A 16,053-nucleotide genomic window follows, 5' to 3' on the forward strand; every position below is an offset into this window, starting at 1 on the left:
GAATGTTTTTATGAGAAAGAAAATCATCATCGGATCCATTTTGATTATTGTGATTGGTTTATTTATTGGATTTAACATTGCAAAAAACCAATCAAAACCTGTGTCTACGGCAGCATTTAAAACAGTTAAACTCACACCAAAAGAAATAACCTCTAAGGTGATGACGCCTGGAACACTTTCATTCTCGGAGGAGCAATTTATTTATACAGAAGAGGAGAAGGGAAGCCTGAATCATATCGCTGTGAAAGAAGGAGAAAAGGTGAAAGCTGGAACACCGCTCCTTACATATGAAAATAAGGAACTGGAGCTTGAAGAACAGCAGCAAGCACTTGCGGCTGAATCAAGTACACTAAAGCTTCAACAATTACAAAATAGACTCAATACATTAGATGAAAATCAGGGAAAAAAGGCGGGCTTTGATTCGAAAAACGAGCGAGATCAGCTTGAACTCGAACTCAAAGCTGCTGAATTAGAGCAAAAACAAGCGGAGCTTAACCAAGAAAAAGTAAAGGCACAAATAGAAGATTTAACGATACATAGCAAAATTGAAGGAACAGTCATCTCCATCGAGCAAGATGCTGGCGCAGGGAAGCTAGAAGAGAGACAGCCGGTAATCCATATTGGCAATGAGAAAAAAATGATTGTACGAGGCTTAATCAGTGAGTATGATGCTATGAAAGTCAAAAAGAAACAAAAAGTAAAGGTAACGTCTGATGTCATTCGCGGAAAGAGTTGGCAAGGAGTGGTGAAAAAAGTGGGCGCTGTGCCTGCCCAGTCAACAGCAGAAACAGCTGCTAGTGATCAAACCGTACAATATCCAGTCGAAATTGAAATAAAAGGGAAAAAGCCGGATGCAAAACCAGGCTTTAAAATGATCATGGAAATTGAAACGGACAAGCGTCAAGTGCACACAATTCCTGAAACAGCTGTGAAAAAAGAGAAAGATGGTTCATACGTTTATGTTGTTGAAAAGAATGCACTGAAGAAAGTAAAAGTGACATTAGGTGAAACGTCAGGTCAAGATCTTGAAGTGACGAAAGGTTTAACAAAAGAAGATCAAATCATTGCAGAGCCATCAGATGATATGTATGACGGAATGGAAGTGAATGCTGAATGATTCAGCTTTCAAACGTGACAAAAAGCTACGAAGTCGCTGAGGAGACATTTGATGTATTAAGTGAAGTGGACCTCGTCATTGGTAAAGGCGAGTATATGTCCATTATGGGCCCGTCCGGCTCTGGAAAATCAACGTTAATGAATATCATTGGCTGTCTGGACCACCCGACCTCCGGACAGTACCATTTTCAAGGTATGGAGCTGTCGGCAGCAAAGGATCAAGAACTGGCAGTGATTCGAAATCGATCCATTGGTTTTGTTTTTCAACAATTTTATTTACTGCCTAGATTAAATGCGAGGCGAAATGTTGAACTTCCGATGATTTACGCTGGTATCAGTCAAAAGGAAAGAAAAGAACGTGCGGAAATGGCACTTGAAAAGGTTGGTTTGGCAGATCGAATGAAGCATATGCCAAACGAGTTGTCAGGGGGTCAAAAGCAAAGAGTAGCCATCGCACGTGCGATTGTCAATGAGCCGGAGCTTATCTTGGCAGATGAACCAACAGGCGCTCTTGATTCAAAAACGAGCGGCTCGATTATGGAACAGTTTACAAAGCTCAATGAGGAAGGAACAACGGTTGTGCTCGTTACTCATGAAGAAGAAATAGCTGCGTATACAAACCGGATAGTCGTTGTGAGAGATGGACGCCTCGCTCAAGATAGATTGATACAAGGAGACGAATGAATGAAACTCTTTGAAAATATCAAAATAGCGCTGAATTCTGTCCTTGCTCATAAATTGCGGTCTATTTTAACGATGCTTGGCATTATTATTGGGGTTGGCTCGGTGATTGCAGTCGTTGCCATCGGTCAAGGCGGCGAGCAAATGCTGAAAGAATCAATTTCAGGGCCAAACAATACCATTGATATGACCTATACACCCTCTGATGAGGAGTTAAATGCGAATCCGAATGCGTTATTTGAAGCCACATTTACTGAAGAAGACATTCAAAGTGTTCAAGCATTGAATGGGGTTAAACAGGTTGCCTCCTCCACGGCACAAGGCATGCAATTAAGATTCCAAGATACAACAATAGATGCAACGGTCAATGGGATTAATGAAGGCTACACGAATGTACATTCATTACATATAGCAGAAGGACAGGACTTACGTGAAATCGATTTTAGGAGCGGAAGAAGGGCAGCTGTTATTTCAGAAGGGATACAAAAAGAATTGTTTAATGGAGAGAAGGCAGTAGGCGAGTTGATTTGGATGAATGGACAGCCGGTTGAGGTGATCGGAGTTCTAGCAAAACAGGAAGGGCTGTTTTCATTTGATATGAATGAAATATATGTCCCTTTTGCAATGCTGACAACTGCATTTGGTGTGAAAGAATATGATAAGTTGTCTATTCAAGTCGCACATGTTGATCAAATGAAAGAAGTAGGAAAGAGTGCGGCTGCACGCTTAAATGAAAATCACCATACAGAAAATGCTTACGAAATGATCAATCTGGAAGAGATTGCAGCAGGCATTGGTCAGATTACGTCTGTCATGACAACAATCATTGGCTCAATTGCTGGTATCTCATTACTTGTCGGCGGCATTGGTGTCATGAATATTATGCTCGTATCTGTCACAGAAAGAACAAGAGAAATCGGAATTCGAAAGGCACTTGGGGCAACTAGGGCTCAAATACTCGTTCAGTTTTTAATTGAGTCTGTCGTCCTTACACTGATCGGTGGGTTACTTGGAATCGCGCTTGGCTTAGGAGGTGCTTCACTTGTGTCACTGTTTGCAGGGTGGCCTTCTCTTGTATCGTGGCAAATCGTATGTGGAGGCGTCCTATTTAGTATGCTCATTGGTATTATTTTTGGACTGATTCCTGCCAATAAAGCAGCGAGGCTCGATCCTATTGAATCACTTAGATATGAATAATCCTAAAGTTAACGTTCAAGGTGCTGACAAGAAGGTAGAACGAGATATGTTGCCTGCTGTTCCGCACCTGAAGCCTTTATGCAAAACGCATAAAGGCTTTTTTTCGTTCAATTGAATGAAATGAAAAATGATAGAAATGCTAATATCATGACTTTCTTCTCAATGTCACATATTTTTCAGTTTACAAATGGTACATATAAAGGTAAGATGACCATTGTGAAAGATTTTGATAGTTATTGAATGTATTTGATTGTTTTGTATTGATAATGTTGAAAAAAGCGATTACAATAAAGGTGCGCGCAAAATGAATACGTTTTCAAAAGGGGGTGTTTTCAATGCTAACACCAGAAAGACATCAACTCATTATCGACTATTTAGAAGAAAACGATGTCATCAAAATACAGGACTTAACGATTATGACGGATGCGTCTGAATCTACAATTAGAAGAGATTTATCAGCCCTCGAAGAAAAAGGCTTTCTTAAAAGAGTTCACGGAGGAGCTGCTAAAATATCTAGTATTCGTCTTGAACCAGATGTGTTTGAGAAATCTGCCAAAAACCTTCATGAAAAGTCATTGATTGCAGAGGCAGCTGCATCACTTTTAAAACAAGGCGATTGTATTTACTTAGATGCTGGTACGACAACACAGCAAATGATTGACTTTATCGATCCAGATCAAGATATCGTGGTGGTGACAAATGGTGTCATGCACATTGAAGCACTCATGAGAAAAGGCATTTCTTTTTACTTGATAGGCGGATCAGTGAAACATCGAACAGGAGCCATAGTGGGAGCCGCAGCTTTGACAGCTATGGAAAATTACCGTTTTGACAAAAGCTTTGTTGGGACGAACGGCATTCATCCCGAGGCAGGGTTTACAACACCTGATCCAGAAGAAGCGCTCATTAAAAAAAGAGCTATGAAGCAGGCGAAAAAAACCTACATTTTAACAGATGCCTCAAAGTTTGGCGAAATATCGTTTTCAACCTTTGCTAGTTTACAGGAAGCCACCATTATCACAAACGACGCAAAAGAGGATTCATTCGATAATTACCATGAAAAAACGGTTATAAAGGTAGTGAAAACATGATTTATACAGTTACTTTAAACCCATCAGTTGATTACATCGTACACGTGGAGGATTTTGCGGTCGGCGGTTTAAATCGTTCAACCTATGACAAAAAATATCCAGGTGGTAAAGGAATCAATGTCTCAAGGCTTTTAAAACGGCACGGTGTTGAATCAAAAGCACTTGGATTCATTGGCGGTTTTACAGGGAAATATATTCAAGACTTTTTACAAAACGAACAATTACAAACAGCCTTTCATGAGGTGTCAGAAGATACACGTATCAATGTGAAACTAAAAACAGGCGAAGAAACAGAAATCAACGGGCTCGGTCCAAGTATTACTGAAGCACAGTTCGATTCGTTTTTATCCCAATTCACTTCATTAACAGAAGGCGATGTCGTTGTATTAGCAGGCAGCATTCCTTCTTCACTGCCTCATAACACATATGAGCGCATTGCTGAAGTATGTGCGAAGCAAGGGGTAAGAGTAGTACTTGATATTTCTGGAGAAGCCTTAAAAAAAGCAGCAGATCTGAAACCATTCTTAATGAAACCAAACCATCATGAGTTAGGTGAAATGTTTGAAACCAGTATTTCATCTGCAGAAGAAGCCATTCCTTATGGGAAAAAGCTGTTGGAACAAGGTGCTGAACATGTCATTGTATCTATGGCTGGAGACGGCGCTCTCTTATTCAGTAAGGAAGGGATCTTTCAATCTAATGTTCCAAAAGGCAAGTTGATCAACTCAGTTGGTGCAGGGGATTCAGTCGTTGCAGGATTCTTAGCTGGCGTTTCTAAAGGCCTTTCCATAGAAGAATCATTTAAGCTTGGCGTCACATCAGGAAGTGCTACAGCATTTTCTGAGGAACTTGGAACAAAAGAGCTTGTCGATACATTATTGCCACAAGTAAAAGTCACACGCATTTAAAGGAGGAGTCATCATGAAAATTACAGAACTACTCACGAAGCATACGATTAAGCTTCAATTAGACAGCCAGCAAAAAGAAGCCGTTATTGAAGAACTGGTCACTGTATTAGATACAGCTGGTAAATTAAATGATAAAGAAGGCTACAAAGCAGCTGTTGTTAATCGTGAAAAACAAAGCTCTACGGGAATCGGAGAAGGAATTGCGATTCCTCATGCGAAAACAGCAAGTGTGAAAGAACCTGCCATTGCATTTGGCCGTTCAACAGCTGGTGTAGATTATGAATCATTAGACGGACAGCCAAGTCATCTTGTCTTTATGATTGCAGCAACTGAAGGCGCAAACAACACGCATTTAGAAGCACTTTCTCGTTTATCCACACTTCTCATGCGTGAAGAGATCCGAAAGCAACTTCTTGAAGCGGCTACTGAAGATGAAATCATTGAAATTATCAATACACATGATAAAGACGATGAAGAAGAAGAGGAAGTCAAAGAGGAACCGGCTGCACCGGGAAAACCTGCTAAAATTTTAGCGGTGACAGCTTGTCCAACAGGCATCGCGCATACATTTATGGCCGCAGATGCTTTGAAAGAAAAAGCAAAAGAAATGGGCGTTGACATTAAAGTTGAGACAAATGGCTCTAGTGGAATTAAACATGCCCTGACAGCAAAAGAAATTGAAGAAGCGCCAGCTATTATTGTGGCAGCTGATAAACAAGTGGAAATGGAACGCTTTAAAGGCAAACATGTCATTGAAGTACCTGTGACAGCTGGAATTCGCCGTCCGCAAGAATTGATCGAAAAAGCCATCAATCAAGATGCGCCGATTTATAAAGGTTCAGGCGGCAGTTCTTCAAAAGATGAAAATGAATCGTCAGGTAAGGGAAGAAGTGGATTCTATAAGCACTTAATGAGCGGTGTAAGCAACATGCTTCCGTTTGTTGTTGGGGGCGGTATCCTCGTTGCGATTTCATTCTTCTGGGGAATTAACTCAGCTGACCCTAAAGACCCTTCTTTCAATTCATTTGCAGCTGTATTAAAAGGAATTGGTGGAGATAATGCACTTGCCTTAATCGTTGCTGTATTAGCTGGATTTATCGCAATGAGTATTGCAGATCGTCCAGGTTTCGCACCAGGTATGGTTGGCGGATTCATGGCCTCAGCAGCAGGTGCTGGATTCTTAGGCGGATTGATTGCTGGTTTCCTTGCTGGTTACATCGTGGTGCTGCTCAAAAAAGTATTCACTTTTGTACCACAGTCGCTCGATGGTATTAAACCAGTTCTGCTCTATCCATTGTTCGGTATTTTCTTTACAGGGATTATCATGCATTACATCGTCAACACACCTGTTAAAATGGTCATGGACGGATTAACACACTGGCTTGAATCACTTGGTACTGGAAACCTTGTATTAATGGGGATTATTTTAGCTGGTATGATGGCCATTGATATGGGTGGTCCGATTAACAAAGCGGCCTACACATTTGGTCTTGCGATGATTGCTGCTGGCAACTATGCACCGCATGCTGCGATTATGGCAGGCGGAATGGTGCCGCCTCTAGGAATTGCCCTAGCGACAACGATCTTTAGAAACAAATTCTCTAAACGTGACCGTGAAGCAGGTATTACATGCTACTTCATGGGAGCTGCGTTCATTACGGAAGGGGCGATCCCGTTTGCAGCGGCAGATCCTCTGCGCGTCATTCCTTCAGCTGTGATTGGTGCAGCAGTTGCAGGTGGATTAACAGAATTCTTTAGAGTGACGCTTCCTGCACCGCACGGCGGACTATTCGTTTTCTGGGTAACAAACCATCCAGTTCTTTACATCATCAGCATCTTAATCGGTGCCATTGTTACAGCGCTACTTCTCGGAATTCTAAAAAAACCAGTCCGACAAGAAGCTTAATTTGAAAAGAAGCATCGTGAAGAGCGGTGCTTCTTTTTGTTTAATCATCAGCAAATTAGGAAAAAATATCTAATTGAATGGTTGTCTTGTGAATTTTTAAATGACATGTGATAAAGTAAAGTTATTCAATTCGCGTTTCAAGTCTTTTAGCAGAAAGTCTTAGGAGGAAGCAGTATTTTGAACGAAGAAAACAAACAAAACGAAAATGACATTCAATCTGATGGGAAACAAGCCAAAAAAGAGAAGAAAAGTTCTCTGTTTGAATGGATCAAAGCCATTTTAATTGCACTTGCCCTCGTCCTCATCATCCGTACGTTTATTTTTGAGCCGTATGTGGTGGAAGGAGAGTCAATGGAACCAACCCTTCATGATGGAGAAAAGCTGTTTGTTAACAAAACCATCAACTATCTCGGTGGAGTCAAACGTGGTGACATCGTGATTATTAATGGAAAAGACGGTCAGAAAATTCATTATGTCAAACGATTGATCGGCCTTCCAGGCGACACGATTGAAATGAAGGATGATACGCTTTACATTAATGGTAAAAAAGTAGATGAGCCTTATTTAAAAGAGAACAAGGCGCATGCCAAAGAGTATGAGGTACATTTAACAGGAGATTTTGGTCCAGTGAAAGTACCGAAAAACGATTACTTTGTTATGGGTGACAACAGACTGAATTCTATGGACAGTCGAAATGGACTCGGACTCATTGAAAAGGATCGGATTGTCGGCACATCAGAATTTGTTTTCTTCCCATTTGGCGATATTCGACAAACACAATAAATACACCTTTCTCAATGCGTAAGAAAGGTGCTTGAATGGACGACCCTTCATGTAGGGTCGTTTTTAATTTGGTGTGAGCATTGTGACAATGATGACAATGGCCAAAACAGAAGCGAAAACGGACCCAGTAATCGCCAAAACAGAACGGAATAATCCAATTTTCACATTGTCTTTTCCGCGCTTTTGTAAAAACCGTTTTGAAAAGATATGGACCAGTGTGTAAATGAGGACAAGTCCAATATAAAGGCCAAAGTCTCTTGCATTAAAGCCAGTCGCCGATAAATAAATGCCCATAAAGAAAATCAATAAACAGTATTCCATGAGTGTGAGTAATCTCAAATCGCCCGAACTCCTTCAACAAAAACATTCCCACTTATTATACCATATTCGACAAAAAGCCTTTGTTCTTAGCGAGAGACGTTTCTATCAATCGTTATTCATGTTATACTTCATATTGATGAATGAGTGATGGAGGATTAATAAATGATTGCAGTGAATAATGTTAGTTTGCGATTTGCTGATCGTAAATTATTTGAAGAAGTAAATATTAAGTTCACTCCTGGCAACTGCTACGGACTAATTGGTGCCAATGGAGCTGGTAAATCAACGTTCTTAAAGATTCTTTCTGGAGAAATTGAAGCTCAAACGGGCGATGTTCATATGAGTCCTGGTGAACGTTTAGCGATTTTAAAACAGAACCACTTTGAATACGAAGAGTTTGAAGTGTTAAAAGTCGTCATCATGGGTCACAAACGTCTATATGATGTGATGCAGGAAAAAGATGCGATTTATATGAAACCTGATTTCTCAGATGAAGACGGGATTCGTGCAGCAGAGCTTGAAGGTGAATTTGCTGAGTTAAACGGATGGGAAGCGGAAAGTGAAGCTGCGATCCTATTAAAAGGTCTTGGCATTCCAGAGAGCTTGCAATCGAAGAAAATGTCTGAGCTTGGCGGATCTGAAAAGGTTAAAGTATTGTTAGCACAAGCTCTATTCGGTAAACCTGACGTTCTCCTTCTCGATGAGCCAACGAACCACTTGGACTTACAAGCGATCCAGTGGCTGGAAGAGTTCCTCATTAACTTTGAGAATACCGTCATCGTCGTATCGCATGATCGTCACTTCTTAAACAAAGTATGTACGCATATTGCAGACCTTGACTTTGGAAAAATTCAAGTGTATGTCGGAAACTATGATTTCTGGTATGAATCAAGCCAGCTGGCATTAAAACTCAGCCAGGATGCCAACAAGAAAAAAGAAGAACAAATTAAGCAGCTTCAAGAATTCGTTGCTCGGTTCAGTGCGAACGCATCTAAATCGAAGCAAGCGACATCAAGAAAGAAATTGCTTGATAAGATTTCGCTAGATGACATTAAACCATCTTCTCGTAAATATCCTTATGTTCATTTTGCGCCAGAGCGTGAAATCGGAAATGATGTCCTTCAAGTAGAAGGTCTATCAAAAACGATTGACGGTGTAAAAGTACTGGATAACGTCAGCTTTATTATGAATCGTGAGGATAAAATTGCGTTCTTAAGCCGTAATGAGCTTGCTGTCTCTACTTTATTTAAAATCCTTGCTGGTGAAATGGAGCCAGACAGCGGGACGTTTAAATGGGGCGTGACAACATCTCAAGCCTTTTTCCCTAAAGACAACAGCGAATATTTTGAAGGAAGCGATTTAGATCTTGTTGATTGGCTTCGTCAATATTCTCCTAATGATCAAAGTGAAAGCTTCCTGCGTGGTTTCTTAGGCCGTATGCTTTTCTCAGGGGAAGAAGTGAAGAAAAAAGCAAGCGTCTTATCAGGTGGAGAAAAGGTTCGTTGTATGTTATCAAAAATGATGCTGTCTGGAGCGAATATTTTGCTGTTAGACGAGCCGACGAACCATTTAGACCTAGAGTCCATCACAGCGCTGAATAACGGTCTAATGAGCTTTAAAGGGGCTATGCTCTTCTCATCTCATGACCATCAGTTTGTTGAAACAGTTGCAAACCGGATTATCGAAGTGACGCCAAACGGCATCGTTGATAAACAAACAACTTATGATGAGTTCTTATCAGATCAAGAGATTCAAAAAAGACTACAAGAACTGTATGCATAAACATAAAGAAAAGACATCCACATGAGGATGTCTTTTTTCTTTAAAAAGCCCAATTTCCATTTCGGAAAATCGGTTCACGTTTACCATCTTTTGTGATTCCATCAATATTCATTTCCTTTGAACCAATCATGAAATCGACGTGTGTAATACTGCTGTTCACACCAGCTGCTTCTAGTTCCTCACGTTTCATCTCTTTACCGCCTTCGATATTAAATGCATAACCGCTGCCGATGGCAAGGTGATTGGATGCATTTTCATCGTAAAGTGTATTGTAATAGAGGATATTTGAGTTAGAAATTGGTGAATCATCTGGTACAAGGGCAACCTCACCTAGATAATGTGAGCCTTCATCTGTTTCAACGAGAGAGGTTAAAATGTCTTCGCCCTCTTTTGCTTTCACATCTACAATACGCCCATTTTCAAAGGTTAACGTAAATTCATCGATAATGTTTCCTGCATAACTAAGTGGCTTAGTGCTAGAGACAGTTCCGTTTACACCATCTTTTTTAGGTACGGTAAAGACCTCTTCTGTTGGCATATTGGCCATGAATGATACGCCGCGTTCACTTACGCTGCCAGCACCTACCCAAATATGCTGCTCTGGAAGTTCAATCGTTAAATCTGTACCTGGTGCTTCATAGTGCAGCTTGTGGTAGTGACGTTCATTTAATACTTTTACTTTTTCATTTAGTGATTCATCATGCTTTTTCCACGCTTCAACAGGATCTGGCTGATCAGCGCGGGCGACTTTAAAGATTTGTTCCCATAATAATGCAACAGCTTCTTCATCTGCATGCTCAGGGAAAATCTTTTTCGCCCAATCTTTTGATGCAGCCCCGACGACTGTCCATGCAACTTTGTCAGATTGAACGTATTGACGATATGTATGAAGTGCTGAACCTGCAGCTTTTTGCTGTGAAGCAATTTTTTTCGAGTCAATGCCACTTAGAAGATCAGGGCTTTCTGACAAGATCGTAATAAAAGCACCGCCACGTTTTGCGATGGTTTCCATCATCTGTGCTTCCCATTCTGGAAATTGCTCAAACACATCTTGTGGGGCATGTTCATATTTTAAACGGGTCAGAACACCATCACTCCAGCGGATATGTACGTTTTTCGCTCCGCGCTCATATGCGTGTTTTGCCACAAGGCGGACAAGGTCTACAGATTCAGTGAACGCAGATACGACCACTTCTTGACCACTTTGAACATTTACACCTACTTCAACGATGGTTTTTGCATATTGATCTAGTTGTTTTTCGAATGAACTCATAAAAAAACCCTCCTTTAGTCATGTTCATCATATCAGATTTAAGACCGAAAAGGAAAATGGGGAGCCGTCCCGAAGCAAAATAAAAAAGCCGCTTTCGTGCGGCTTTTTTAGCGGTTCAGTTGTTTCACAGGCTGTGCATTAGAAGGGGGCATATGTGAAAACGACAGGCTCATTCCTCCTAAAATAATACCGGTTAAAATGACTGTGACAACGACCCGTTTACCTAAATCAAGCAACATGTTCTTCCTCCTTCACGTTTATCCATTCATCACGATATGATCGAAATGATGAAAAAAGAAGTAGAACATGAAGATTATTTTAATGTTTTTTGCAATTTGTCGATTACTTCTAATGAACGACCCGTTCCAATTGCGACAGATTCAAGAGGATTTGCTGCGATATGAACTGGGACGACAATTTCTTGAGAGAGCCATTCTTGAATGCCGTTTAATAGTGCACCACCGCCAGTTAGAATGACGCCACGATCTACGATATCACCACTCAGTTCTGGTGGGCTGTCTTCTAATGTAGCCCGAATCGCCTCTAAAATATGAAGAAGTGATTCTCGCATAGCACCTTGAATTTCTGTTGATTCAAGTGTAATTGTTTTTGGAAGACCTGTGACAAGGTCGCGTCCACGAACTTCTAATGACTCAGGTTCGTGTTCAATGAGTCCATAACCAATTTCCATTTTTACCTGCTCAGCTGTCCGTTCACCGATCAGTAAATTGTATTTCTTTCTCACAAAAGTAATGATATCTTCATCCAGTTGATCTCCGCCAATTCGGATCGAGTGGCAAGAGACAACTCCGCCAAATGAAATGATCGCTACCTCTGTCGTTCCTCCGCCAATATCTACAACGACGTTGGCAACAGGCTCGTCCACCGGGAGATCAGCACCGATTGCAGCTGCGACGGGTTCTTCAATTAAATGCACATGCTTTGCCCCGCAATTTTTGACAGCATCGCTGATCGCGCGGCGTTCGACAGCTGTTGAACCTGATGGTGTACAAACAACCACAGTCGGCTTTCTAAAGGTAAACCCAATATTTTTTCCTGCTTTTTTCATAATTTGTTTGAGTAAATCGGTTGTCATATCATAATCAGCGATGACACCATCTTTCATCGGACGGATCGCTACAATTTTTCCAGGTGTTTTCCCAATCATCTCTTTTGCTTCTGACCCCACCGCAAGGACAGTTTTTGTTTCCGTATCTACTGCCACAACGGATGGTTCATTGAGAATAATTCCTTTATTTTTACTGTAAACCAATATGTTAGCTGTTCCTAAATCAATTCCAATTTCGGCATTTTGAAACATGTTTTCACCCAATCTCTATTTTTGCTGTTTTAAACAATTTTACATTTAAAAGTTCAGAGGGTTGAGGTCATTTGTGGGGGTTTGTGATCACCTTGAAATGAATCTGTAAAATTCAAGTCTCATTTTGACAATCACAATAAATTTTCCCTTTGATTTTTCGATTTTGAAAAAATTTTTATGCAGGAGAAACCTTTTAAGAATCTCTTACGTCTACGATATATCAATTGGTGAAAAACAGATTGATCTTGAGCTAATGAAAGAAAGAGGGAACGAAATTGAAATCTATCGGAGTTGTAAGAAAAGTAGATGAACTAGGGCGTATTGTGATGCCAATCGAATTGAGAAGAGCACTTGATATCGCTATTAAAGACAGTATGGAATTTTTTATAGATGGAGATAAAATCGTCTTGAAAAAATATCAGCCAGAGGGCGTCTGCCTGATGACTGGTGAGATTACTTCTGAGAACCACGAGTATGGAAATGGTCAAATTACATTAAGCGCTGAAGGCGCAGAACTACTGCTAAAAGAGCTTCAAGAAGCCCTTCAGCAGTAAATAAAAATAGCCTGTTCTCTCCCATTGTGCTGAGAGCAGGCTATTTTTTCTAAAAAAGTTCCTTAAAAATGCCGCATCTCCCTCAAAAAATAAGTGGAAAATGGTACAATTGACAAAGAATCTCAGGGCGGCAGGTGGAATTATTTGAACAAAACATATCAAGTACGGATCCTGTTATCCGTTCTTGCATTTATATTAATTTTGAGCTGGGATTTCTTTTATTATCTTAGCGGCTATCACATTAATTGGCCGCTCGATCTAGCCTTTACAGTCGTTGTTTTGGCCGGTATTTGGAGCATCTCAGGCTATGTGGACCGGTTGAATTTGCTTGTATCAGATTTAAATAAACGAGAAAAAGAAGCACACGAACTGACAGAGCGGCTGAATCGAATAACAGATAACTTGCAAGAAATCGTCTTTGAAACCAATGAAAAAGGTGAAATCATTTTTTTAAATCAAGCCTGGAAACAAATGACGGGTTACGACATAGAGGAGTGTCTAGGTACGATGTACAATCAGTACTTTGATCAAGAAGAGCATGTCGTTCAGCATTTGTTGTCTGTGATCAAAGAGCATAAGGATGAGGGGCGGGTGGAGCTGCAGCTTCTCCATAAAGAAGGAAAAAAGGTATGGGGAGATGTGCATTATAAGCTTTATTTCGATGAACAGCACCAGTTTACTGGAGGTATTGGAACGGTTGCAGATATCACGAAACAAAAGCAGGCAAAGCTTGAACTTGAAAGATCAAATCAGCAATTGCAAATGCAGGCACAAAAGCTGGCTGTTGCAGGACAAATAGCCGCTGGTATTGCCCATGAAGTCAGAAATCCGCTCACCTCAGTCAATGGATTTTTGCAGCTGATGAAAACGCAATATCCTGAAAGAACCGATTATTTTGATATCATCTTTTCTGAAATTAAACGCATTGATTTTGTTTTAAGTGAGCTGCTTGTCTTAGCAAAACCTCAATCGGTTCAATTTCAAGAAGTACAGCTCCATGATTTGCTAGAGCAGGTGATTACCTTATTAAAGACCAATGCCGTTCTTTCAAATATTGATCTCAAACAGCCATTTAAAAAGCAGGATGCTGGCACGATATTAGCAGACGCCAATCAAATGAAGCAGCTGTTCATTAACTTAATCAAAAATGCGATCGAGGCGATGCCTGAAGGCGGCAGTATATACATATCAACAGAAAAAGTGATGAATGAATGGAAAATCACGATTCAAGATGAAGGAAAAGGAATGTCCGAAGAGGACATTCTGAAAATATATGATCCTTTCTTTTCGACTAAAAAAGAAGGTACAGGACTTGGTTTAACGATCTGTGCGACAATCTTAAAAGATCACCATGGAAGAATGGATGTAAAGAGCGAGCTCAGCAAAGGAACGGCTTTTGATATTTACTTACCTGTGTATCAAAAAAGCAGATAGTAGCAAGGTGAGAGGATGTGATGTGTGATGACGAAGGAGACAAAGACGTTATTTGTGTATGGGACACTTTTAAAGCACGAAAAGTATCACGAGACATTGATGAAAGAAAGCAGTCCATTAGCAGCATCTGCTTGGATAAAAGGGAGACTGTACGATACAGGTGAGGGTTACCCTGTGTGTGTTGTCTCGGAACAAAACACAGTATATGGAGAATTGTATGAGGTCAGTGATGAAACGCTGCATAAGATAGATGAGCTAGAGGAAGGGTATGACCAGCAGGAAATAGAGGTTATGACAGACCAGGGGCCAAGGTCAGCCGTTGCTTATACAATATGTAAGCAGAAGGCATCGAGCCTGAAGGAGATTGAAAGCGGCTGCTGGAAGTCATATCAACTATGGGAGCGCAAACCGTCTTCCTTCTATTATTTTGCCTATGGGTCCTGTATGGATGATGCAAGGTTTAAGCTTGCGAAAGTGGAACATTATTTCAAACAAATCATCGGCGGCGGCACACTTGATCGTTTTACCACAAGGTTTACATTGGTGCGCCCTGATGGATCAAGAGCAGATATGGTAGAAGACGGCGGAGAAACAGAGGGTGTTCTATATGAAGTACCTTTTGATGCCATTCGTTATTTGTACAAACGAGAAGGTGTAAATGAAGGGACTTATCGCCCAGCATTTGTCGATGTCACAGTAGGTGATCAAGTGTATGAGGACTGCTTAACGTTTCTCGTTTTAAAAAAGAGCGAAGAAATTGCGCCTCCTGGTCATTATCGCAGTGAAATCGAAAAAGGAGCAGACCTTTACTTAAGTGAAGCGTTCCGTAAAAAAATACGGTCGCATATGGATTCATTAATGAAACCGTAGTAAAATGCATGGTAAGTGATATAAAAGGAGTCTGAACATGAAAAAGGAATATGCAGTCATTGGTCTTGGACGCTTCGGCGGAAGTATCTGCAAGGCGCTAAGCGAAGAAGGACTTGAAGTCATGGCCATGGATATGAATGAAGATCGTGTGAACGAATATGCTAAAATTGCATCACATGCCGTGATTGGTGATTCGACGGACGAATCTGTCCTAAAAAACCTAGGCATCCGCAATTTTGATCATGTGATCGTGGCGATAGGTGAAAACATTCAGGCGAGTATTTTAACAACGATTATGCTGAAAGAACTTGGTGTCAAAATGGTCACAGTGAAAGCTCAAAATGACTACCATGAAAAGGTTTTGAATAAAATTGGTGCGGACCGTATTGTCCATCCTGAACGAGACATGGGCAGGCGGATTGCACATAAAATTATTTCTAACAACGTGCTTGATTATTTAGAGCTGTCAGATGAGTACAGCCTCATTGAAATCGTCGCCAACAGCAGACTTGCTGGGCACTCTTTGTTAGATCTCGACATTCGTGCAAGGTACGGGATCAATATCGTGGCAATTAAACGCGGGAAAGAAGTGATCGTTTCACCGCTCGCAGATGAAATGATTCAAAAAGAAGATATCCTCATTGTCATTGGGGCAGTGGCAGATATCGGGCGCTTTGAAAAAAGAGAAATGCAGAACGACTATTAAACACTCCGAGAAGGGGTGTTTTTTTGCTTTAGAAGTGTACATATGGGGCGGACATTGTGGGAGAGAACAAAATGGAAAAGAGCCGTTTACTTTCTAAAAGAACAGCAAAA

16 protein-coding genes are annotated in these 16,053 nt (G+C 40.8%); 12 read left to right on the top strand and 4 right to left on the bottom strand.

Going from position 1 to position 16,053, the window contains the following annotated elements; translation table 11 throughout:
• The first annotated feature begins 10 nt into the window (after window positions 1–10).
• The 7 genes from MHH31_RS06925 (at window position 11) to lepB (ending at window position 7,682) form a co-directional block, all read left to right on the top strand.
• On the top strand, window positions 11–1,117 hold the full coding sequence (locus MHH31_RS06925) for an efflux RND transporter periplasmic adaptor subunit (protein ID WP_342495406.1): 1,107 nt from the start codon (window positions 11–13) through the stop codon (window positions 1,115–1,117).
• Window positions 1,114–1,800, top strand: a complete 687-nt coding sequence (locus MHH31_RS06930; protein WP_045034218.1) for an ABC transporter ATP-binding protein — start codon at window positions 1,114–1,116, stop codon at window positions 1,798–1,800. The genes MHH31_RS06925 and MHH31_RS06930 overlap by 4 nt, the downstream gene beginning before the upstream one ends.
• On the top strand, window positions 1,801–2,994 hold the full coding sequence (locus MHH31_RS06935; protein WP_058337396.1) for an ABC transporter permease: 1,194 nt from the start codon (window positions 1,801–1,803) through the stop codon (window positions 2,992–2,994). It begins immediately after the preceding gene.
• A gap of 335 nt (window positions 2,995–3,329) precedes the next feature.
• Window positions 3,330–4,085: a DeoR/GlpR family DNA-binding transcription regulator gene (locus tag MHH31_RS06940; protein WP_342495407.1), complete on the top strand. Its 756-nt coding sequence runs from the start codon at window positions 3,330–3,332 to the stop codon at window positions 4,083–4,085.
• Complete coding sequence (gene pfkB, locus MHH31_RS06945; RefSeq protein WP_017359406.1) at window positions 4,082–4,993, top strand: 1-phosphofructokinase; 912 nt, start codon at window positions 4,082–4,084, stop codon at window positions 4,991–4,993. Before MHH31_RS06940 ends, pfkB begins: the two co-directional genes overlap by 4 nt.
• 13 nt (window positions 4,994–5,006) lie before the next feature.
• Window positions 5,007–6,899, top strand: a complete 1,893-nt coding sequence (locus MHH31_RS06950) for a PTS fructose transporter subunit IIABC (protein ID WP_008345139.1) — start codon at window positions 5,007–5,009, stop codon at window positions 6,897–6,899.
• Between the two features lie 210 nt (window positions 6,900–7,109).
• Complete coding sequence (gene lepB, locus MHH31_RS06955) at window positions 7,110–7,682, top strand: signal peptidase I (RefSeq protein ID WP_034647709.1); 573 nt, start codon at window positions 7,110–7,112, stop codon at window positions 7,680–7,682.
• Between the two features lie 63 nt (window positions 7,683–7,745).
• On the opposite strand, the gene MHH31_RS06960 is transcribed toward lepB, so the two are convergent.
• Window positions 7,746–8,021, bottom strand: a complete 276-nt coding sequence (locus MHH31_RS06960; protein WP_008345136.1) for a hypothetical protein — start codon at window positions 8,019–8,021, stop codon at window positions 7,746–7,748.
• Window positions 8,022–8,165: 144 nt separating this feature from the next.
• On the opposite strand from MHH31_RS06960, the gene MHH31_RS06965 reads away from it, so the two are divergent.
• A complete protein-coding gene (locus MHH31_RS06965; protein ID WP_007498620.1) occupies window positions 8,166–9,785 on the top strand; it encodes an ATP-binding cassette domain-containing protein in 1,620 nt (539 codons plus the stop codon).
• A gap of 40 nt (window positions 9,786–9,825) precedes the next feature.
• Here MHH31_RS06965 and MHH31_RS06970 read toward each other — a convergent pair whose 3' ends face one another.
• The 3 genes from MHH31_RS06970 to mreBH all read right to left on the bottom strand — a co-directional run bounded on the left by MHH31_RS06970 (window position 9,826) and on the right by mreBH (window position 12,379).
• A complete protein-coding gene (locus MHH31_RS06970; protein ID WP_342495408.1) occupies window positions 9,826–11,058 on the bottom strand; it encodes an aminopeptidase in 1,233 nt (410 codons plus the stop codon).
• A 107-nt stretch (window positions 11,059–11,165) separates the two neighbouring features.
• Complete coding sequence (locus MHH31_RS06975) at window positions 11,166–11,297, bottom strand: protein YkpC (RefSeq protein ID WP_003210922.1); 132 nt, start codon at window positions 11,295–11,297, stop codon at window positions 11,166–11,168.
• A gap of 74 nt (window positions 11,298–11,371) precedes the next feature.
• Complete coding sequence (gene mreBH / locus MHH31_RS06980) at window positions 11,372–12,379, bottom strand: rod-share determining protein MreBH (protein WP_017359401.1); 1,008 nt, start codon at window positions 12,377–12,379, stop codon at window positions 11,372–11,374.
• A gap of 275 nt (window positions 12,380–12,654) precedes the next feature.
• Between mreBH and MHH31_RS06985 the strand changes: the two genes are divergently transcribed.
• The 4 genes from MHH31_RS06985 (at window position 12,655) to MHH31_RS07000 (ending at window position 15,943) form a co-directional block, all read left to right on the top strand.
• Window positions 12,655–12,933 carry an AbrB/MazE/SpoVT family DNA-binding domain-containing protein gene (locus tag MHH31_RS06985; protein ID WP_017359400.1) on the top strand — a complete coding sequence of 93 codons (279 nt, stop codon included), beginning with the start codon at window positions 12,655–12,657 and terminating at the stop codon, window positions 12,931–12,933.
• A gap of 144 nt (window positions 12,934–13,077) precedes the next feature.
• Window positions 13,078–14,367: an ATP-binding protein gene (locus MHH31_RS06990; RefSeq protein WP_024719547.1), complete on the top strand. Its 1,290-nt coding sequence runs from the start codon at window positions 13,078–13,080 to the stop codon at window positions 14,365–14,367.
• Between the two features lie 27 nt (window positions 14,368–14,394).
• Entirely contained in the window at window positions 14,395–15,237 is an 843-nt protein-coding gene (locus MHH31_RS06995; protein WP_047946864.1) for a gamma-glutamylcyclotransferase family protein, read from the top strand.
• 37 nt (window positions 15,238–15,274) lie between these two features.
• A complete protein-coding gene (locus MHH31_RS07000) occupies window positions 15,275–15,943 on the top strand; it encodes a TrkA family potassium uptake protein (protein WP_008345123.1) in 669 nt (222 codons plus the stop codon).
• Window positions 15,944–16,053: the final 110 nt, after the last annotated feature.

This window comes from Bacillus sp. FSL K6-1033, from assembly GCF_038630765.1.
Classification (GTDB): Bacteria; Bacillota; Bacilli; order Bacillales; family Bacillaceae; genus Bacillus; species Bacillus altitudinis.

Bases quoted from the DNA above. Each gene is read 5' to 3' on its own strand.
- MHH31_RS06950 (WP_008345139.1), top strand. From the start codon at position 5,007: ATGAAAATTACAGAACTACTCACGAAGCATACGATTAAGCTTCAATTA.
- pfkB (WP_017359406.1), top strand. From the start codon at position 4,082: ATGATTTATACAGTTACTTTAAACCCATCAGTTGATTACATCGTACAC.
- MHH31_RS07000 (WP_008345123.1), top strand. From the start codon at position 15,275: ATGAAAAAGGAATATGCAGTCATTGGTCTTGGACGCTTCGGCGGAAGT.
- MHH31_RS06930 (WP_045034218.1), top strand. From the start codon at position 1,114: ATGATTCAGCTTTCAAACGTGACAAAAAGCTACGAAGTCGCTGAGGAG.
- mreBH (WP_017359401.1), bottom strand. From the start codon at position 12,379: ATGTTTCAAAATGCCGAAATTGGAATTGATTTAGGAACAGCTAACATA.
- MHH31_RS06970 (WP_342495408.1), bottom strand. From the start codon at position 11,058: ATGAGTTCATTCGAAAAACAACTAGATCAATATGCAAAAACCATCGTT.
- MHH31_RS06995 (WP_047946864.1), top strand. From the start codon at position 14,395: ATGACGAAGGAGACAAAGACGTTATTTGTGTATGGGACACTTTTAAAG.
- MHH31_RS06935 (WP_058337396.1), top strand. From the start codon at position 1,801: ATGAAACTCTTTGAAAATATCAAAATAGCGCTGAATTCTGTCCTTGCT.
- MHH31_RS06965 (WP_007498620.1), top strand. From the start codon at position 8,166: ATGATTGCAGTGAATAATGTTAGTTTGCGATTTGCTGATCGTAAATTA.
- MHH31_RS06975 (WP_003210922.1), bottom strand. From the start codon at position 11,297: ATGTTGCTTGATTTAGGTAAACGGGTCGTTGTCACAGTCATTTTAACC.
- MHH31_RS06925 (WP_342495406.1), top strand. From the start codon at position 11: ATGAGAAAGAAAATCATCATCGGATCCATTTTGATTATTGTGATTGGT.
- MHH31_RS06940 (WP_342495407.1), top strand. From the start codon at position 3,330: ATGCTAACACCAGAAAGACATCAACTCATTATCGACTATTTAGAAGAA.